Raw genomic sequence first — 18,897 nt, forward strand, 5'->3', positions numbered from 1 at the left:
TATCCATCAAAATCAAAAAACCTTTGCTAGAATAATTTTAGCTAAGGTTTTTTTTTGTCTTGATTCAAAAAAATATAGAAACTCAAACTTTATTTCTCCAAAAATTCGTAAAATGAAACTAAATTTATTAAGTTTTAGTTTTATATGAATTATCATTTTTTTGTAAAAGCAAACAAAACTCAAAAAAAACAAGTTTCATTATTTAATAAGATTAAAACGCATACACTAGCCTTCACAATATATATATGTTAGAAACCTCAACTATAAAACCCGAAACGGCCGTTTTGGTAGGAATTGTAAATCAAACACAAACCTTACAAAAATCACAAGAATATTTAGATGAATTAGAATTTTTAGCCGAAACGCTGGGCATTCAATGCGTGCATCGTTTTACGCAGCGACTAGACACTCCTGATACAACTACTTTTGTACGAAAGGGAAAGATTGAAGAAATTCAAGACTATATGGCTGCAAAAGATATTGATACTGTTATTTTTGATGACGAACTTTCGCCTCGCCACGTTAGAAATATAGGTAAAGAATTCGAAAACAAACAAGTTTTTGATAGAAGTACACTTATTTTAGAAATTTTCAAGCATAGAGCGCAAACTTCACAAGCAAGTACACAAGTAGAACTGGCTCGTTATCAATACCTTTTGCCTAGATTAACTAATATGTGGACTCACCTTTCTCGTCAGCGTGGTGGTGTAGGACAGCGTGGAGCAGGTGAAAAAGAAATCGAAACTGACCGTCGTATTGTTAGAGATAGAATTACGCTTTTGAAAGAGCGACTCAAAAAAATAGAGAAACAAGACGAAACTCGTCGCAAACAGCGTCATAAAGTGGTACGTGTTTCTTTGGTGGGTTATACCAATGTTGGAAAATCTACTTTGATGCAAATTTTGAGTGGTTCTGATGTTTTTGCTGAAAACAAACTTTTTGCTACTGTTGATTCTACAGTTCGTAAAGTTTTTTGGGAAGGAATTCCGTTTTTACTTTCTGATACGGTTGGTTTTATTCGAAAACTACCTACCATGCTTATCGAAAGTTTTAAATCTACTTTAAAAGAAATTGTAGAAGCTGATGTTTTGATTCATGTGGTCGATATTTCTCATCCAGCTTTCGAAGAGCATATTAAGGTTGTACAAGAAACACTCAAAGAATTAGGAGCATCCGACAAACCTACACTTTTGGTCTTCAATAAAATTGATGCTTACAAACATGATGTTACTGTTGGACAGAATTATTTAGTTTGTCCTCCAACCTTGGAAGAACTCAAAGATTCTTATTTGGGAAGTGATACAAAGAACACTGTTTTTGTTTCGGCTGCAAATAATGAAAATATTGAAGAACTAAAAGAAAAATTAATCGAACTTATTGCAGCTCGTCATTTTCAGATTTATCCTAATTATGTTCGTCCAAATTATTATGCTGAAGCAAAAGATTTTGATAAAGAAGATTATGGAATAATTGATAATCAAGATGAGGAAGAATAAAAACACAATGTCAGTTCAATCATAAAAAATTGAACTGACATTTTTGTTTTAGAGTTCTACTCAATGTAGCTTATGAAGTAAAAAATCTTCTTCTACTCTCAAAAACAAGCATAGAATAAGGAAAAACTCAAAAAACTAATCCTGTATCTTAGTAGAAAAAACACCCTCTGTAAAGTGAAGTGTATCAGGTGCATTTGTGTCGCAACTTTCTTTTTTTATTAGAGTTACTTCAAATGTACCTTCTATTTTACCACTACTTTCATCATAATTAATCACATTTACAAATCCTGCCATTTCAGTAGAATCAGCTACTTGATAAGAACTGCAAATTACATCTATATTAGTTACATAGTAGCTAGAAGAACGTCTGATATTATTTACATATGGAAAATCTTCTATCTTTTCTTGGCTTTTAATAACATTATATCCTATTTTTTTAGCAATTCTATGTAGATATAAACCTTCTCTGACGAAATTTCGTTCATCAAGTTTCTCTATGTGTAAAACAACATACTCCTTTTCCTTTGTATTGTGTGAAGCATATATTAGAGGTTTCCATTCTTTCCCAATTTTTAGAACTTTTATAGTTCCAAAATAATCCCTGTTAAGTTGGATTTCTTCTTTACTACAACTACTCAATAAGATACCTAAAATAGAGAGCAGCATTAAAATTAGATTTTTCATTTTTTTTTATTTAACATGAATAGTAATAGAGTGCAATCCATTTATTTGAGAATGAATACTGACTTGAATGAGTTTTGAATATTTCATTTTTGTATATTTTTAAGAAAAATCCTTCTTCTACCCTAAAAAAAAGATAGAAGAAGGACAAACACAAAAAACTAATCTTGTATTTTAGTAGAAAAAACGCCTTCTGTAAAATGAAGTGTATCAGGGGCATTAGGATTACAACTACTTTCTTTTACTAAAGTGACTTCAAATGTGCCTTCTATAATACCACTTTCATCATCATACTTAGTAACGGTAACATTCCCTGCATTTTCAGTAGAATCAGCCACAGAATAAATGTCACAACCTACATCTCCATCAGCAGCATATGTATAATAACTAGAATAAAATCTGATATTATTCTCATTATCAGCATCTGGTATTATTTCATTACTCTTAACAGCATTATAACCTTCTTTTTTTGAAATTATATAAAAGCGTAGTCTTTCTCTCGCAATATTTTTTTTATCATAAATAGCCATTTCTAGTTGTATATACTGTGACTCTTGTACATTAACAGAGGCATATATAAGTGGTTTCCATTTCTGCCCACTTTTCAAAACTTCTACTGTTCCAAAATAGTTTTTACTAAGTTGAATTTCATCTTTACTACAACTACTCACTAGCATACTTAATATAGCAAGTAGGATTATAATTTGCTTTTTCATAAATAATTTATTTAACGTGAATAGTAATGGAATGTAATCCATTTATTTGAGAGCGAATACTTATATAATACAAACCAGTAGAAAGTCCACTAATATCAAACTCTCCTTTTTGAGTGAATTTTGAATAAATCATAATCTTTAAAATTAAACCAAAAAATCCTTCTTTTAAACTTACAAAAACAAATTTAAAAGAAGGAAAATAAGAGTTATTAATCTTGTACTCTAGTAGAAAAAGCACCTTCTGTGAAGTGAAGTGTATCAGGAGCACTCTCATCGCAATTATAATTCTTTACCAAAGTAACTTCAAAATTACCTTCTAAAGCACCATTCTCTTCATTATACTTGGTTACATTAATATGACCTGCTACTTCTGTAGAATCACCCACTTGATAGGAAGCACAGATTACATCTCCATCTGATACATAACCAAAGTAACTAGCATCATAAAGAAAGGTCTTTATAGCATTGCTTCCTTCTTTTTTCTTGACTCTAGTAAAAAATAGAGCTTCTCTAGCTATATTATATCTGTTATAGACCTTCATCTCAATAGCAATATATTCTGGGTCTCTTCTACTAGATGTCGCATAGATATAGGGCTTCCACTTTTCTCCATTTTTAATGGCTTGGGCAACGCCAAAATAATCTTGACCTAATGGAATTTCCTCTTTATCACAACTACTCGCTAAAACACTTATAATAGCCAGTAGCGTTATAATTTGCTTTTTCATAAGTGTGTTTTATTTAACGTGAATAGTAATCGAATGTAATCCATTAATTTGTGAGTGAATACTGACTTGAATGAATTTTGAATATTTCATTTTTGTATAGATTTAAATAAAAAATCCTTCTTCTATTCTAAAAAACAAGCATAGAAGAAGGAAAAATACAAAAAAACTAATCTTGTATTTTAGTAGAAAAAAAACCTTCTGTAAAATGAAGTGTATCAGGTGCATTTTCTTCACAACTTCTCTCTTTTACTAAAGTTACTTCAAACGTACCTTCTATTCTCCCACTACTCTCATCATAGGTAGTTACGTTCACATACCCTGCTATCTCAACAGAGTCATCTACTTGGTAGGAAGCACAACCCACATCACCATCTGCAATATGAGTATAGTAACTAGCATAACGTCGGATATTATTTTCATAAGGAAAATCGTCTATCTCTTCTTTACTTTTTATTAAGTTATATCCTTTTCTTTTGGAAATAGCATGCAGATATAGACTTTCTCTTATTATATTTTGTCTATCAGGTTTTTCTATATGTAAAACAATATACTCCTTTTCTTTTCTATTTTGTGAAGCATATATAAGAGGTTGCCAATTTTCTCCGTTCTTGAAGACATTAATAGTTCCAAAATAATTTTTACTAAGTTGAATTTTTTCATCATTACAACTACTCAAGAAACAACTCATAAGGACAAACAAAACTAGAATTTGCTTTTTCATAAATAATTTATTTAACATGAATAGTAATGGAATGTAATCCATTTATTTGAGAGTGAATACTTATATAATACAAACCAGTAGAAAGTCCACTAATATCAAATTCACCTTTTTGGATGAATTTTGAAGTATCTAAAATTTGTATTGTTTTTCTAAAAGAATCTACAATCAAAATTTGTATTTGTGTGTCTTCTTTTGGTAATTCAACATACAATTTTGCTTTTCCCTCTACTGGATTGGGGCTTACTTTAGTAATTATATTATTTTCCTTTTCTGTTCTGAATCCGTTTCCTGTACTTCCATCACAAGATAGAGAATTAGAAGGAGAGTAGCTTGTAGTTTGGATATAACGAGTTTGTGTAATTCCATTAGAACCTCTTACCGTCATACGAATGGTAGTTGCTGTTCCATTTTGCATAGGTGCTTGGAATAAATAAAATTCTCCAGAAGCTCTATATATATAATTCACTCCATTTGTAGAAGTATGCCATTGAATAGTAAAAGGAGGAGTTCCGCATCTAACATCAGCTTCATACCAGTTGTCTTGCCAAGGGCAGGGAGTTTGCGAACCTATAATAGAAGTGTAAAAATTTCCAGGTGTATTTGGAAAATGGGCTGCTATTTTTCTTCCTGCGTTTCTGAAATGCTGAGCTACATTGTTTGAATTACTTGTTCCTGTCGGACAGCCTGCATAATATCTATTAGGATTACTATAATGTAAAATGTGATTATCTACAACCACTGACATGACTGTACTTTTTTTAGCCGAAAAAAGAGTCGGTCTGAAACAGTATCCATGTTCTATTGTACCTCTAGGATCGTTATTCTCTTCATGTCTTCCTCCCATTAAATGCCCTACTTCATGTATAAAAGCAAGATTTGAAGAAGCTGCATAAGGTGCTGCTACAATAGAATAAGCACCTTCAAAATCTTGATTCAAAGATTTTGTATAACCTGAAAGGTTTCCTACATAATTACCTGACATCAAAACAACTAAATCAGCTTGATAGGTATTTCGTAAAGATTGGGCAGAAGAAGTTAAAGATAGTCTATTTACATCAGCATCTATATCAGAGGTTTCTGTAAAATTAAAAGGAATAATCCCTGCTACTTCTATTTGCAAATCATTCCTATCTACACTAGAGTTACTCAAAGCTGTTCGCATTTGCTGCATGGCTAGATTTGTAGTGGTCGTAATGCTAGGTACAGCAGCAGGAGTGTATAAAACTAGGATACGTACTTTGCTAAGTTCTATACACTCTATACGCTGCATAGTATTCTCATCTATGACTTTTTCTATTTTATGTTTCTTTTTTATAGGGTTAGCAGTATTATCTTTTGAATTTCCACATACACCATCGTATTTCAGGATTGATTTTATAAAGAACTTGATAGCCATTTTCAATTTCTATAAACTCATACGAATTTTCGTCTATGTTTATTGTACCAAAGATTTCTCCGTCTTTTTTCACAAACAAAATGCTACCATCATAACAGTTCTTTTGTTTTTCATTAAAAAGAGTTCCGTACCAATGATAGTTATTATTATCTTCATATTCTCCACTTTGATAGGTAAAAGATAATTTACAAGAATAATTAGGTAGCACAAATTCAAGTTTGTTTTCCTTGATTACTTTCTCAATATCTCTAAAATGAACTATTTGAGGTTCTTGATAGAGTTTTTGATTCTTTACACGATTTAGTTTTTCTTGTCCTTCTTTAGAGAATTTTATAGATTTATTGTGTATTGCTTCGATAAAATTGTCTTGAGCATAGATAAAATTACTTTGAAGTAGCAACCAAAGTAATAGAGTTAAGAATGTGAACGTTTTTTGCTTCATGATTGAAATAGATTTACAGTTGAGTTAAGATATGAATATATTTAGTTTTGATAAGTTGTTTTTGACAGCGCAAATGTAGATAGAGTAAATTTATAAAGCAAAATACTTTCTTTAAAACGATGTTTTTTTTTAGTTTAGTATTTGAATAATTCAATTTTATCTATTGTTGTTTTATTTAAATATATTGAACACTCGGTCATTTTTATAGTAAAATTTAGAATTAGAGAAAAAATATAAATTATACTCTTAAAAATGCAAAAAGCATTTAAACAACTGATAAAAAGCGATTTACAAATGTTAAATTTTAAATTATTTCTACTTTTTTTATAGAAAATGTTTGCAATTCCAAACCTTTATGTTACCTTTATGTTCATATAATGACTGCTGGTCATTTTAAGAGTTCAGCATTCAATCAAAAAACAATACACACATCACTTAGTCAGTATCTAAATTTCAGAAGTAGTAAATGGGAATAGCAGAACGAAAAGCACGAGAACGAGTGCATAGAAGAAATGCAATCGTTGATGCAGCCGAAGATGTAATTTTCAAGCATGGTTTTTCAGTCGCAACAATGGCACAAGTAGCCAAAGCTGCCGAACTTAGCAAAGGAACTTTATATCTTTACTTCAAAAGCAAAGAAGAATTATATAGAGCTATCATTTTGAGAGGTTTTATTATTCTAAAAAAGATGCTTCGTGAAGCTATCAAAGAAGGAAATTCAGGATATGATAAAGTGATTATTGTAGGAAAGACGTATGTAGAGTTTTCAGAAAAATATCCAAATTATTTCACAACTATTTTGGATTACCAAAACGATACATTCAACCTTGCCTCTGCCGAAGCAGAATCTTTGCAAGCCTTAGAAGAAGGAAATGCTGTGATTACAATTTTGGTAAAAGCAATTAGAGAAGGCGTAAAAGATGGAAGTATTACCGAACAGGGGAATCCATTCGAAACAGCTTTTGTACTTTGGAGTCAGTTTACAGGTGTTTTGCAAGTCATGAAGCGAAAAATAAATATTATAGAACATTATTTTTCTCTTACAAAAGAAGATTTGCTCATTACACATTGGAAAATGGTCGAAAGAATGCTAAAATAGAAATTGGGAATTAGATATTAGGAATTGGAGAATGAAAACTTCACAACTAGAGGTTGAGAAATAACAATTTCTAAAATATTTTTCAATTTTGTGCAACTTATCTCTAACAAAATCGTTTTATGTAAATACTCTGCAAGCCGAGTATTTTTTAAAGCATATTCTAAAAAAAATATTCAGCCAGTTAGGAAATAATAAAAAAAAGGAATTCTAAATTAAACTTATATTACTATTATGTCAAGAATAACCAACAAAATTATACTTATTACAGGAGGAGCAAGTGGAATCGGTAAGATTATGGGGCGTAAGTGTATGGAAGAAGGTGCTTCCGAACTTGTAATTTGGGATATTAATCAAAAAGGACTTGATGAAGTAGCTTTAGAATTTGGAAATAAAGGATATAAAGTTCATACCTACAAAGTTGATGTTTCTGATTTAGAAAGCATTCAAGCTGCTGCTTCAAAAGTAGCAACCGAAGTAGGAACGATAGATATTTTATTCAATAATGCTGGAATCGTAGTAGGAAAGCACTTTGAAGACCATTCTTATGAAGATATTGAAAAAACAATCCGTATCAATGTTTTGGGTGTAATGCACATTGCTAGAGCATTTGTAGCTGGAATGATTAAAAAAGGAGCAGGACATATTGTTAATATTTCTTCGGCTTCAGCATTTACACCAAATCCTCGTATGTCTGTGTATGCAGGTAGCAAATGGGCTGTTTTGGGCTGGTCTGAATCACTTCGTTTGGAAATGGAACAAATCAATGAGAGTCAGAAAACAGATTTGCACGTAACAACAGTAATGCCAGGGTATATTGATACAGGAATGTTCAATGGAGCTTCTGCACCACTTCTTACGCCACTTTTAGTTCCAGAAGAAATTGCATCAGAAATTATCAAAGCTGTAAAAGCAAACGAAATTTTGGTTCAAGAACCATTTATGGTAAAATTATTGCCTTTGTTAAGAGGAGTATTGCCAGCAAGAGCTTACGATTTCCTAGCAGGAAATATTTTTAATGTATATAACTCAATGAGCAAATTTACAGGAAGAAATGAAGTTTCTTCTACTCAAAAGCATTCAAAAGACTTGGGAAGCGCAACCCAAGAGCAGGAAATTCCTGCTATCAAATAGCGTAACATATAGAGTTTTTATTCTCTTTTGAGATATAACTTCTCTATTGTTTGTGTTTGTGTGTTAGGTCGAAAACTCTTTCTCTCTGAGAAAGAGTTTTTTTATTGTTTTTTTAAATTTTTTAGATTCAATAAATTATGGTAAATTTCTGATTCATTAAGAAGTTATTTAATGAATATTGATTTTTCCTTCAAATTGGGTTTAGAAAATCAACTTTAAGGAAAACAGCATAGCTTTTGTTGATATTTTAGCGTAGCGATACTAACAAATATATGATACATTCTTAAATAACGTGAACTTGGTATTCTATTCTTGCTTTATGCTCCTGTCAGACACTTCAGAGTGTCAGACAGCTATGTTGGGCTAAATTGTCTGACACCTTGAAGGTGTACTGACAAGATAGTTCGCAAATCAGTTGATAAAGAAGCATAGACTGATAAATACATAAATTCTAATACCGAGTTCACGTTAAATAACTTCTAAGTCATACAGAAAATATTATATACTTAACGACTACTTTTTCAAAGCTAATTTAGATAAATGGACTTTATCAAAAAAGTTTGGCGACAGATTTCTGCACTTGGCATAGATACATCTATGGAAAGGAGCGAGCGAAAACGTGTACGAATAATTAATCAAATAAGCAGTTTTCTCTTTTTAGAAACATTTGTATTTACGATTGTTCATTTTTTCACAAACAAATGGCTTTCATTAATCTTGTTTTTAATTGGTTGTGGTTTTTTATCTAATTTATTATTTAATAAACTTCAAAGATTTTCTCTTGCTCGTACAGGTACTTATATTTGGTTTTGGATAACAGTAAGTTTATTTTGCGTGTTTTTAGGCGAAAAATCAGGAATTACACATACCTATTATTTATTAGCACTACTGCCTTTTGTTATTTATTCTATTAGAGAAAAAATAAAAATTGCTATTCTTGTATTGATAGCAGCACTTTCTTTCTTTTCTTTTTATGTAATACGATTATTTTATGACTTAGAAAAATTTGTAGTACTGGATGAAACCCAACAAAATTACTTATTTGTCCTTATGGTCATTACTGTATTTATGGTTATCTGTATGTTAGTAGGAACTTTTGCAGTTAATAATCAAGAATCAGAAATAGAGCTTTTAGAAACACTCAAAGAGGCAGAAGAACTGCAAGCCACAACAAATGAACAAAACGAAGAGTTAGCCACAACCGAGAAATCGCTGCAAGATGCTTTAAAACTTCTAGAAGAAGATAAAAAAACACTTGCACTAAAAAACAATGAGTTGCAATCACAAGAAGAAGAAATGCGACAAACTGTTGAAGAACTAACAAGTGTAAATGAACAAATAACCAAGCAAGAGGAAAAACTGCGATTAAAGGTAGAAGAAAATAAACTTCAACTTTATCAAATAGAACAACAAGAAGAATTGATGCGTAATTCGTTTGAAGAATTGCAAGAGCAAACAGAACAAATGCAAGCTCAAGAAGCTATTATGAAACAAGCAATGGAGGAAACCAACCGAATCAATGCCGAGTTACAAGCCTCCGAACAACGATTAGAAGCAGAGGTTAAGCGAAGAACACAGCAAATTGGAGCGCAAAACAAGGCTTTAGAACATTCTTATCTTGCTTTAGAATCTAAGACTAGAACTTTACATCAAAGTATTAATTACGCAAAACACATTCAAAATGCTATTTTACCTCCTAAAATGATAGTAAAAGCTCTTTTTCCTGAATCTTTTATTTTTTACAAACCAAAAGATGTCGTTTCAGGAGATTTTTATTGGATTGATAGAAAAGTCAATGAAAATGGAAATATGCGTATTGCCATTGCTGCCGTAGATTGTACAGGACACGGCGTACCAGGGGCGATTATGTCTATGATTGGTTATAATTTATTGAATCAATTTTCAAATCAAGCTACCTTAGAAGAGCCTCATCTATTAGTTGAGAAGTTACATAATGGCGTTATTAAATCACTCCAACAAGAACACACAGCAAACCGAGATGGAATGGATTTATCTGTTTGTGTTTATGATTCAGACAAACAAACGGTTGATTTTGTAGGTGCAAAAAATCCTCTTATCTACATTCAAGATGATGAGCTACATGAAATAAAGGGAACAAATGCAAGTGTAGGTGGAGCATTTTACAAAAACAAAAAAGTTAATTTTGAAAAACATACGATTGATGTCAGCAAACCAACCACAATTTATATTTATTCTGATGGTTATCAAGACCAATTTGGAGGAGAAAGTGGGCGAAAATTTATGAAATCTAAATTTAAAAAACTTCTTTTTGAGAACCACCAAAAACCAATGGATGAGCAACATAAATTATTTAGTCATACTTTTAACAAATGGAAAGAAAATGAAGACCAAGTAGATGATGTTTTATTAATTGGTCTAAAGGTTACGCCCTAAAAAAATCAAACTAACTCAAAATCATAAATTCTAATGAAAAAAAACGTGTCATTTTATATACTACTTGCTTCAATTAGTTCTTTTATTCTATTTTCTTGCTCGCCTTCCAAAAATGCAACAGAAGAAGAAAACAAAATTTTAGCTGATGATGCTAAACCAAAAACAGAAGCTGATTCTGCAATCGAAGCTATCGAAAATATGCCTGTTTATAATCCAAACCCTTCTGTTCATACAGTAGCTTTTTATAATGTAGAAAATTTATTTGATACAGAAGATGACCCAAATACCTTTGACGACGATTTTACGCCAAACGGAAAACAAAAATGGACAACCGAACGCTACAAACAAAAAATCAAAAAAATAGCCAAAGTAATTAGTATGATAGGAGATGAAGATGGTGCAGAACTTATCGGACTTTGTGAAATTGAAAATGAAAGCGTATTAAAAGACTTAATCAATGACCCACAACTAAAGAAATATGGCTACAATTATATACATTATGATTCGCCTGATGAGCGTGGAATTGATGTAGCACTTCTTTATAAAGAACCTGTTTTTAAAGTTACAGCATCAAAAAATTATGAAACTAAATTAAAAGACGACAAAACAAGAGATGTTCTATGGGTTGCTGGAACACTAGAAGGTGAAGAAATTCATCTGATTGTCAATCATTGGTCTTCACGAGGTGGAGGAGAAGAAAAAAGTCGTCCTAAGCGTATGACTTCTGCTTTGGTAGCTCGTCAGATTGTGGATGATTTGGAAGCCAAAAATCCAAATGCAAAAATTCTTTTAATGGGAGATTTTAATGATGAACCTTTTAATGAAAGCATTACAAAAGGATTAGAAGCCATCGAAACGCCTGATATTAAAGGAAAACAACTCTTTAATGTATTTGCATCTTTAGAAAAATCAGGAAAAGGAACATATAATTACAAAGGCGATTGGAATATGCTTGACCAAATGATTATTAATAAAGGATTTTTTGTAACCAAAAATAATGCAAAAGGTTGGCGTTTTATTGATGGAAATATTTATGATCAAGATTTTTTGAAAGAAGCATCAGGAAAATACAAAGGAAATCCATTCAGAACTTATGTGGGTACAAAGTATTTAGGAGGAACAAGTGATCATTTTCCTATTTATGTGCATTTGGAAAGACAGTAATAATATAAGTAACTGAGCAAAAAAAATATCTAAAAAAGAATTAGAAAGTGGAAATTTAAACAGTCAAGACACTTTTGAATTGTCAGACAGATTTTATTAACATATAAATAATTTTGCTTAGTTGCTGAAGAATAAAAAATATGAATCAAATTTATATTTTTTGGATTATTTTAGGAATCAGTCTTGTTCTACAAGGTAGTTTTTTTGTCGTAATTTTTAAATTACTTCTTACTAGAAATAATAAAAAAGAATTTCCTAAAAACAATACTCAAAAAACTGTTTCTGTTGTTATTGCAGCAAGAAATGAAGCTCATAATTTAGAGCAATTACTTTTTTCTGTTTTCAATCAAAGTTATAGTAATTTTGAAGTAATTCTAGTCAATGACCGTTCGGAAGATAATTCTCTAGAAATTTTAGAAAAATTTAAACTAGAAAACTCGGCTAAAAATTTTCATTTTATTTCTATCATAGAAAAACCTCACAACTGGAACGGGAAAAAATATGCGTTACAAACAGGAATAAAAGCTGCTAAAAATGAAATTATTTTACTGATAGATGCAGACTGCTTGCCAAAAGATGAGTTTTGGATAGAAAAAATGGCAAACTCGTTTCATAATGAAAACTCTGATAAAGAAATAAATACAGTTGTTGGAATTTCATTGTATAAAAATGAAAAGACTAATTTTCCTCATTCTATTTTAAATTGGTTTATTCAAAATGAAACACTAATTACAGCTCTTCAATATATTTCTTTTGCTAATTTTGGAATGGCATATATGGGAGTTGGGAGAAATTTGGCATATAAAAAAAACGTTTTTTTAGAAAGCTCATCGGTGGACACACCAATGACAAAAAAAAGCAGTTTTGAAACAATCGCTTCTCAATTAGGAGGGGATGATGATTTAATTTTTTCGGAAAAGCGATTTTATAAAAATGTAAGTATTTGTTTGGATGGACAAACAGAGAGTAAAGCACCTCAAAATTTTAGAGAATGGATACATCAAAAACGACGACATTTGGCTGTTGGAACACACTATTCTTTTCGTCAAAAAATCATTTCTAGTATTTATCCATTGAGTATCTTTTTTTGGTATGTTGCTTTGATAGGGTTCTTGATAAATGGCTTTTATGAAGTTTTAGGTATTGAATTCTTTCGTCAGTTGCTTTTTTTTGCTATTTTGCATATATTCTACAACCAAATGCAAAATAATTACGTTTCAAGGCGTTTTGATTATAAAAACGTTGTTAAGGGATTTTTTACTACCTTTTTCGGTTTTGAATTCGTATTTATTTTTTATTATTTCGTGGTCGGAATAGGAGCAGTTTTTTTTCCTCCCCAAACTTGGAAAACAGAACAGAAATAACTTCATAATACAGTAGATTTTAAAAAGTGTGTCAAAATGACCATTTCTTACCCAGTTTGACTTAACTTTGATTTATGGATTAAAAATAGCTATATGTAGTTTGTGGAAACACCAACAACAGTAAAGAAATAAAAAAACGACTAATTTTAATAAAAATTAGAAGTAGATAAAATAAAAGTTGTTTTATTAAATAAAACAACAACTCATTACAAAAAAAAGTATTTATTACACCTCTATTGATGAAAGACAATAAAAAAAACTCCGAAAATTCAGAAGAAAAAAAAAATAAAAATCCTTTATCGAATGCTGATGATAAAGAATTTTCAGACAAAGCTCTAAAAGATTTTGATTTAATTGATTTGGCAGTAAAAGGTGACCAACAAGCATACGCCGAACTAATGAATCGCTATAAAAATTCGGTGTATTTTATGCTTCTCAAAATGGTGAAAAATACAGATGATGCCGAAGATTTGACTGTCGAAGCATTTACAAAAGCCTTTAAAAGCCTCAAGAAATTTAAGAAAGAATATACATTTAGTACGTGGCTTTTTCGTATTGCAACCAATAACTGTATCGATTTTATTCGTAAGAAAAAATTAGAAACTCTTAGCTTGCACACACCTTACAAAAATGATTCGGGCGAACAAATTCAGATGGATGTGCCAGACCAAAATTTAACTCCACAGGAAGAGGCTATCCGAACACAAAAAATAGAAATTATTAGAAATTTTGTCGACCAGCTTCCTCCAAAATATAAAAAGCTAGTAGAATTACGCTATTTTGATGAACTTTCTTATGATGAAATAGCAACTGAACTTGATGCACCTCTAGGAACTGTAAAAGCTCAATTACACCGAGCAAGAGAGTTGATGTACGATTTAGTGAAGAATAAGCGTGATGTGATTTAAGAAATTGCTAAACCTACAAGACTTCTTTTTTTGTAGGTTTTTTCTTGAGCTATTTTTTATTTTATCGATTTCAAAATGATTAAATACAAGCTGTATCTTTTAACTCTTTTATTTGGAGTTACTTTAGTTTCCTGTAAATCAAATATAAAAAGTGAAAAATTAACTGGTAATTTACATTATCTAACTTTCCTTGCTAAGAGAAGTCTTTATAATTTACCAGATAGTGTAGTTGAACGTATCGAATTGCGTTATAAATCCTTACCTGACTCAACCATTGCAAAAGATACGTTATTATCGATCATAATAAATAGAAATTTAAAGAATAGTCCATACATTTTTCTAAGAAGAAAAAATGGTGAGGTAGTAACTATTTACATGGAAAAACCTCAATACGAACAGTTTACAAAATTTAGACATAAAGAATTGATTGACAATAAGCAAAAGGTCGTTATAAAACTAAAAGCCGAAAAGTTGATAGACAAATACTATAAATGTATTTCTGTGAAAAATGTGAAAGTAAAAAAAGGCGAAACTTTAGGCAGACAAAGAAAATTTTTACTTTATGAGTATGAATAAAATCAAAAAGTCCTTTCATTGTAAAACAAAAGGGCTTTTTGTTGATTAGAAATCAATACTATTTTACAGCTACCGTATTTTCTTCATACTTAGAAGGACATTTCAAAAGAATATCAGTTACGACAAACTGTTCCTTTTCATCTTTAATTTCATATTTTCCAATCACAACGACTTTTTCAGAGCGTTTGAAATCTGTCATTGAAGGAGGGGGAGTGCTTGTAATTACACGCTGTTTTTTTCCTTTTTCATCGATAAGCTGAAATGCCATAAAATTAGCGTCTGCTATTGGATTATATTCAATTCCGATTACTTCGCCACTTGCATTTCTAGGAAGCTCGCCCACGACGTGAATTTTGTTGTCATCGCCATCTTTAGCAATAGAAAGAGCTTTATCAAAATCTACATACTGACTAGCATTTTCGCTAGAACTGACAAAAATTCCGATACCAACAGCTATAATAACGAGTACAATTATATGTGAAATTTTCATAGTTTATTTATGAATTTTGGTTAATTTGATTCTTAATTTTTAACGAAAAATAGCCTTGAAGCGTTGTTTTTAAACTTCTTTTTTAAGGTTTTTATCAGAATAAACTAAGTCTTCTAGTTTTTTGAGTTTAGATTCTGTAACTACCAAAAAGACTACAATTCCTGCAAAAATAGTCGCTAAAACAGCTACTACTACATAAATTTTTCCGTCTTCTCTAAATGTATCAGCCATCGAAACTTCTGTATTTTCGTAATCTCGCTGCGTAACAGGAATTTTTCCATTTTTATTTACTTCAGTGGTTTGTTCTGTACTTGTGTCTTCATTTTGAGCAACAAGAAGCAAAGGCGAGAAAGTAAAAGAGAAAAGAAGCAAAAGTAAATATATATTTTTCATTTGTTTTATTTTATCCTCGTTGACGGCGAAGCCTCAACGACGGTTTGTTTTGTATTATTTTTAATCAAAAAGAGTTTTATATTCAATTCTTCGCATTCTGACACGAAGCTGTGCCACCCAAACACCTAAAAGTGTCCATCCGATAATGGCAATGTAAAAGACTTTTTTCAAGTCATTGTCGTAATCATACGCACTAAAAGCAGGATTTCCTTCTGCCCCAGGGTGCAATGAGTTTACCATTCTAGGTAAAATATAAATGAGTGGAATATAGGTAGCAAAGGCAAAAATATTGAAAACAGCACTTATTCTGCCTCGTTTTTCATCATCTGGCAAGGCACTACGCAAAAGTAAATACCCAAAATAAATCAAAAGAGCAATAGCAGAAGCATTTTGTTTTGGGTCGCCACTCCAAAATTGTCCCCACGTAAATCTTGCCCACCACATTCCTGTCAAAATTCCCAAAACACCAAAAGCAATTCCAGAATTTGCGAGTTCTACTGCCCAATCATCATGTTTTGGGTTTGAAGTTTTGAGGTAAGTAATGGAATAAATAACGGAAGCAAGTAACATCAAAACCATTCCAAACCACATAGGAACATGGAAAAATAGATTTCTGATACTTTCGTTAAGAATATTTAGTCGTGGAACTTCAACTAAAAGCCCTCCAATAATGGTATAAAAAAGGATTATTACACAAGCAATTTTCCACCAATGTTTTTTGAGTAAATTCATTTTATTTTGTAGCCTACCATTTAGAGTGTGAAAATAATATTCTGCAAAATTACAACTCAAAACACCAAAGAACAAAAATAGGATAGAAAAGAAAGGCTAAAAGTTTATAAAAAAAGGCATAAAAAAGCCGTTGCAAATCATTCCGATATTGCAACGGTAGAATTTTAGTTTTGTCAGAAAGCCCCCTCTCCGAAAATAACTAAATGAAAATCTTTAGTAAAAAAAGTTTATTATGAGTTTATTTCTAAGTCTTCTCTGAAGTTTCTTTGTTAAGTACTCAAAAATTCTCTTAACTTGATATTCTAAAAATACTACTATTTTATAACAAAAGCAACTCATTAGTGGAAAAAGTTGATTTTTTTGCAATATTTTTTTAAATTATCCTTATAAAGCTGATTTTCAAGTGTTTTAATAAATCAATACTGCTTTACTGCAAAGGGTTATTTGTATTATTTTACTAAAAAATTAAGGTATTTTTTATAAAAAAGTTTTTTGTGTTACTATTTTATAAACTCTCTATGAATAGTAATCAGTATTTTTGGATACAAATTTGTAAAAGTTTTTTAAAAGTAAATAGAGGAAATAAAACAAAAAATAAAGCCTTGCGTTACACTTTTAAAATGCTTTATAAGGTTTAATTATTTGCTGTAAGACGAGAAGAAGTAAAGGTTTAGAATTAAAAAGTAAACCTAAAAGTTATCTCAAAAAAATACGACAACTAACTTGTTTAGAATGAATAACTTATTACCTTTGCAGCCTTATTAAAAAATCAGTCTTATGAGTAAACCTATATAAATCTAGCTTATGCTGAGATAAATTACTGATTAAAATTTTAAATTATTACAAAAAAAATACAAATATAAGCCTATGTATTGGACACTAGAACTTGCATCTTATTTAGAAGATGCTCCTTGGCCAGCCACTAAAGATGAATTAATTGATTATGGGACACGTACAGGTGCGCCTATGGAAGTAGTGGAAAATCTACAAGATTTAGAAGATGATGGCGAGCCTTACGAAAATATCGAAGAGATTTGGCCTGATTATCCAACTAAAGACGACTTCTTTTTTAATGAAGATGAATATTAATCATTAAATTGAACGAATAACCTAACTTTATAAACTCCCTTTTGCTTACTTTTGTATCGAAATGGAGTTTTTTATTTTTTATTAACCGTCAACGAGGTTAAAACCGTCGTTGAGGATTATGTTCCAATTATGACGACCCTACAAAACGATTTACTTTTAAGAACAGCAAGAGGAGAACAAACAGAACGTGCGCCTGTCTGGACAATGCGCCAAGCTGGTAGAATCTTGCCTGAATATAGAGAACTAAGAGCAAAATTAAGTGGATTTATTGAGCTTGTTACTACGCCACATTTGGCAGCCGAAGTAACTATTCAGCCTGTCGATAGACTGGGAGTAGATGCAGCCATTATTTTTTCGGATATTTTGGTAATTCCCGAAGCAATGGGTTTGCCTTACGAAATGGTAGAAAAAGTAGGACCTCGCTTTCCTCAAACTATCAAAACAGAAAGTGATGTCAAAAAAATGACTACGGATGGAATTGAAGAGAAATTGAGTTATGTAACCGAAGCCATTTCTATTACTAAAAAAGAATTGAATGGACGTGTTCCCCTCATTGGTTTTGCTGGTGCGCCTTTCACGCTTTTTTGTTATATGATAGAAGGAAAAGGCTCAAAGACTTTTTCAAAACCTCGTGGATTACTTTATGAGAATCCAAAATTAGCGCATCAATTACTCCAAAAAATTACAGATTCGACAATCATTTATCTAAAAGCTCAAATAAGAGCAGGTGCAGATATTGTACAGGTTTTTGATTCGTGGGCTGGTGTTTTGGGACTGGAACAGTACAAAGAATTTAGTTTGAAATACATTCAGCAAATTGTAGAAGCGATTGATGAAGTGCCTACTATTGTTTTTGGAAAAGACCAACATGCAGCTAGAGCCGATTTTGGAAAACTAAATTGTCATGTAGTTGGAATGGACTGGACAATGCCGATTGAAGAATCAAGAAAATTGATAGGAAACGACAAAGTTTTGCAAGGAAATCTTGACCCTTGTGTTTTGTATGGTTCGTATGAAACTATAGAAGCAGAAACGAAGAAAATGCTTACTTCTTTTGGAAAAGGAAAACATATTGCCAATCTTGGTCATGGCGTTTATCCAGATTTAGATTTTAATAAAGTCAAGCATTTTATTGATACTGTTAAGGCTTGGAAGTATTAGGAAAAAAGAAAAGAATTAGCTCTTATCTAATATTGGACTGGTAATAAATTAGACTTCGTATGTATCAAATTTTATCCTGTAATAAGTTTTTATTGCTATCAGTCCAAAATCTATTAAGAGTCAAAAACAAAACTCCTATTTTAGTTCTTATGCTATTATAGGATTTTTTTATTTTTTCAAACCAATCTCAAAAAA

The 18,897-nt window shown here is 31.1% G+C and carries 20 protein-coding genes; 10 read left to right on the forward strand and 10 right to left on the reverse strand.

All coding sequences use genetic code 11. The features are described 5' to 3' along the window. Positions 1–245 precede the first annotated feature (245 nt). Positions 246–1,496 carry a GTPase HflX gene (hflX, locus tag ACE193_RS18440; RefSeq protein ID WP_375559688.1) on the forward strand — a complete coding sequence of 417 codons (1,251 nt, stop codon included), beginning with the start codon at positions 246–248 and terminating at the stop codon, positions 1,494–1,496. 135 nt (positions 1,497–1,631) lie between these two features. Here hflX and ACE193_RS18445 read toward each other — a convergent pair whose 3' ends face one another. The 7 genes from ACE193_RS18445 to ACE193_RS18475 form a co-directional block, all read right to left on the reverse strand. After that, positions 1,632–2,180 carry a hypothetical protein gene (locus ACE193_RS18445; protein ID WP_375559689.1) on the reverse strand — a complete coding sequence of 183 codons (549 nt, stop codon included), beginning with the start codon at positions 2,178–2,180 and terminating at the stop codon, positions 1,632–1,634. 158 nt (positions 2,181–2,338) lie between these two features. After that, entirely contained in the window at positions 2,339–2,893 is a 555-nt protein-coding gene (locus ACE193_RS18450; RefSeq protein ID WP_375559690.1) for a hypothetical protein, read from the reverse strand. Positions 2,894–2,900: 7 nt separating this feature from the next. Further along, positions 2,901–3,026, reverse strand: a complete 126-nt coding sequence (locus ACE193_RS18455) for a hypothetical protein (protein ID WP_375559691.1) — start codon at positions 3,024–3,026, stop codon at positions 2,901–2,903. A 76-nt stretch (positions 3,027–3,102) separates the two neighbouring features. Then, the gene (locus tag ACE193_RS18460) at positions 3,103–3,621 is read right to left on the reverse strand and encodes a hypothetical protein (protein ID WP_375559692.1); all 519 of its coding nucleotides are present in this window, start codon (positions 3,619–3,621) and stop codon (positions 3,103–3,105) included. 166 nt (positions 3,622–3,787) lie between these two features. Further along, a complete protein-coding gene (locus ACE193_RS18465; protein ID WP_375559693.1) occupies positions 3,788–4,342 on the reverse strand; it encodes a hypothetical protein in 555 nt (184 codons plus the stop codon). 7 nt (positions 4,343–4,349) lie between these two features. After that, the gene (locus tag ACE193_RS18470) at positions 4,350–5,738 is read right to left on the reverse strand and encodes a M12 family metallo-peptidase (RefSeq protein ID WP_375559694.1); all 1,389 of its coding nucleotides are present in this window, start codon (positions 5,736–5,738) and stop codon (positions 4,350–4,352) included. Then, entirely contained in the window at positions 5,671–6,180 is a 510-nt protein-coding gene (locus ACE193_RS18475; RefSeq protein WP_375559695.1) for a hypothetical protein, read from the reverse strand. The genes ACE193_RS18470 and ACE193_RS18475 overlap by 68 nt, the downstream gene beginning before the upstream one ends. A gap of 466 nt (positions 6,181–6,646) precedes the next feature. On the opposite strand from ACE193_RS18475, the gene ACE193_RS18480 reads away from it, so the two are divergent. The 7 genes from ACE193_RS18480 to ACE193_RS18510 all read left to right on the forward strand — a co-directional run bounded on the left by ACE193_RS18480 (position 6,647) and on the right by ACE193_RS18510 (position 14,837). After that, a complete protein-coding gene (locus ACE193_RS18480; RefSeq protein WP_375559696.1) occupies positions 6,647–7,279 on the forward strand; it encodes a TetR/AcrR family transcriptional regulator in 633 nt (210 codons plus the stop codon). A gap of 231 nt (positions 7,280–7,510) precedes the next feature. Continuing rightward, the gene (locus tag ACE193_RS18485; protein ID WP_375559697.1) at positions 7,511–8,410 is read left to right on the forward strand and encodes an SDR family NAD(P)-dependent oxidoreductase; all 900 of its coding nucleotides are present in this window, start codon (positions 7,511–7,513) and stop codon (positions 8,408–8,410) included. Positions 8,411–8,950: 540 nt separating this feature from the next. Beyond that, positions 8,951–10,825, forward strand: coding sequence for a SpoIIE family protein phosphatase (locus tag ACE193_RS18490; RefSeq protein ID WP_375559698.1), 1,875 nt, complete (start codon positions 8,951–8,953; stop codon positions 10,823–10,825). Positions 10,826–10,858: 33 nt separating this feature from the next. Beyond that, positions 10,859–11,989 carry an endonuclease/exonuclease/phosphatase family protein gene (locus ACE193_RS18495; RefSeq protein WP_375559699.1) on the forward strand — a complete coding sequence of 377 codons (1,131 nt, stop codon included), beginning with the start codon at positions 10,859–10,861 and terminating at the stop codon, positions 11,987–11,989. Between the two features lie 140 nt (positions 11,990–12,129). Then, complete coding sequence (locus ACE193_RS18500; protein WP_375559700.1) at positions 12,130–13,353, forward strand: glycosyltransferase; 1,224 nt, start codon at positions 12,130–12,132, stop codon at positions 13,351–13,353. Positions 13,354–13,592: 239 nt separating this feature from the next. Then, positions 13,593–14,261, forward strand: coding sequence for an RNA polymerase sigma factor (locus ACE193_RS18505; RefSeq protein WP_375559701.1), 669 nt, complete (start codon positions 13,593–13,595; stop codon positions 14,259–14,261). A 75-nt stretch (positions 14,262–14,336) separates the two neighbouring features. Further along, the gene (locus tag ACE193_RS18510; protein ID WP_375559702.1) at positions 14,337–14,837 is read left to right on the forward strand and encodes a hypothetical protein; all 501 of its coding nucleotides are present in this window, start codon (positions 14,337–14,339) and stop codon (positions 14,835–14,837) included. A 58-nt stretch (positions 14,838–14,895) separates the two neighbouring features. Here ACE193_RS18510 and ACE193_RS18515 read toward each other — a convergent pair whose 3' ends face one another. From ACE193_RS18515 to ccsA, 3 genes are all read right to left on the reverse strand, one after another. Continuing rightward, the gene (locus tag ACE193_RS18515) at positions 14,896–15,327 is read right to left on the reverse strand and encodes a cytochrome c maturation protein CcmE (protein WP_375559703.1); all 432 of its coding nucleotides are present in this window, start codon (positions 15,325–15,327) and stop codon (positions 14,896–14,898) included. Between the two features lie 69 nt (positions 15,328–15,396). Further along, positions 15,397–15,720, reverse strand: coding sequence for a CcmD family protein (locus tag ACE193_RS18520; RefSeq protein ID WP_375559704.1), 324 nt, complete (start codon positions 15,718–15,720; stop codon positions 15,397–15,399). A gap of 60 nt (positions 15,721–15,780) precedes the next feature. Beyond that, positions 15,781–16,452 (reverse strand): cytochrome c biogenesis protein CcsA, encoded by a 672-nt coding sequence (gene ccsA / locus ACE193_RS18525; RefSeq protein WP_375559705.1) that lies wholly within the window; start codon positions 16,450–16,452, stop codon positions 15,781–15,783. An 867-nt stretch (positions 16,453–17,319) separates the two neighbouring features. On the opposite strand from ccsA, the gene ACE193_RS18530 reads away from it, so the two are divergent. Together ACE193_RS18530 and hemE are read left to right on the forward strand one after the other, a co-directional pair. Then, entirely contained in the window at positions 17,320–17,541 is a 222-nt protein-coding gene (locus ACE193_RS18530; protein ID WP_014797151.1) for a DUF2795 domain-containing protein, read from the forward strand. Positions 17,542–17,670: 129 nt separating this feature from the next. After that, positions 17,671–18,702: a uroporphyrinogen decarboxylase gene (gene hemE, locus ACE193_RS18535; protein ID WP_375559706.1), complete on the forward strand. Its 1,032-nt coding sequence runs from the start codon at positions 17,671–17,673 to the stop codon at positions 18,700–18,702. Positions 18,703–18,897: the final 195 nt, after the last annotated feature.

This window comes from Bernardetia aquimarina, assembly GCF_042180575.1.
In the GTDB taxonomy this organism is placed as follows: domain Bacteria; phylum Bacteroidota; class Bacteroidia; order Cytophagales; family Bernardetiaceae; genus Bernardetia.

Coding starts and splice junctions, on each gene's coding strand:
- ACE193_RS18510 (WP_375559702.1), top strand. CDS start 14,337: ATGATTAAATACAAGCTGTATCTTTTAACTCTTTTATTTGGAGTTACT.
- ACE193_RS18475 (WP_375559695.1), bottom strand. CDS start 6,180: ATGAAGCAAAAAACGTTCACATTCTTAACTCTATTACTTTGGTTGCTA.
- hemE (WP_375559706.1), top strand. CDS start 17,671: ATGACGACCCTACAAAACGATTTACTTTTAAGAACAGCAAGAGGAGAA.
- ACE193_RS18530 (WP_014797151.1), top strand. CDS start 17,320: ATGTATTGGACACTAGAACTTGCATCTTATTTAGAAGATGCTCCTTGG.
- ACE193_RS18455 (WP_375559691.1), bottom strand. CDS start 3,026: ATGATTTATTCAAAATTCACTCAAAAAGGAGAGTTTGATATTAGTGGA.
- ACE193_RS18480 (WP_375559696.1), top strand. CDS start 6,647: ATGGGAATAGCAGAACGAAAAGCACGAGAACGAGTGCATAGAAGAAAT.
- ACE193_RS18450 (WP_375559690.1), bottom strand. CDS start 2,893: ATGAAAAAGCAAATTATAATCCTACTTGCTATATTAAGTATGCTAGTG.
- ACE193_RS18470 (WP_375559694.1), bottom strand. CDS start 5,738: ATGGCTATCAAGTTCTTTATAAAATCAATCCTGAAATACGATGGTGTA.
- ccsA (WP_375559705.1), bottom strand. CDS start 16,452: ATGAATTTACTCAAAAAACATTGGTGGAAAATTGCTTGTGTAATAATC.
- ACE193_RS18465 (WP_375559693.1), bottom strand. CDS start 4,342: ATGAAAAAGCAAATTCTAGTTTTGTTTGTCCTTATGAGTTGTTTCTTG.
- ACE193_RS18520 (WP_375559704.1), bottom strand. CDS start 15,720: ATGAAAAATATATATTTACTTTTGCTTCTTTTCTCTTTTACTTTCTCG.
- hflX (WP_375559688.1), top strand. CDS start 246: ATGTTAGAAACCTCAACTATAAAACCCGAAACGGCCGTTTTGGTAGGA.
- ACE193_RS18460 (WP_375559692.1), bottom strand. CDS start 3,621: ATGAAAAAGCAAATTATAACGCTACTGGCTATTATAAGTGTTTTAGCG.
- ACE193_RS18445 (WP_375559689.1), bottom strand. CDS start 2,180: ATGAAAAATCTAATTTTAATGCTGCTCTCTATTTTAGGTATCTTATTG.
- ACE193_RS18505 (WP_375559701.1), top strand. CDS start 13,593: ATGAAAGACAATAAAAAAAACTCCGAAAATTCAGAAGAAAAAAAAAAT.
- ACE193_RS18515 (WP_375559703.1), bottom strand. CDS start 15,327: ATGAAAATTTCACATATAATTGTACTCGTTATTATAGCTGTTGGTATC.
- ACE193_RS18490 (WP_375559698.1), top strand. CDS start 8,951: ATGGACTTTATCAAAAAAGTTTGGCGACAGATTTCTGCACTTGGCATA.
- ACE193_RS18495 (WP_375559699.1), top strand. CDS start 10,859: ATGAAAAAAAACGTGTCATTTTATATACTACTTGCTTCAATTAGTTCT.
- ACE193_RS18485 (WP_375559697.1), top strand. CDS start 7,511: ATGTCAAGAATAACCAACAAAATTATACTTATTACAGGAGGAGCAAGT.
- ACE193_RS18500 (WP_375559700.1), top strand. CDS start 12,130: ATGAATCAAATTTATATTTTTTGGATTATTTTAGGAATCAGTCTTGTT.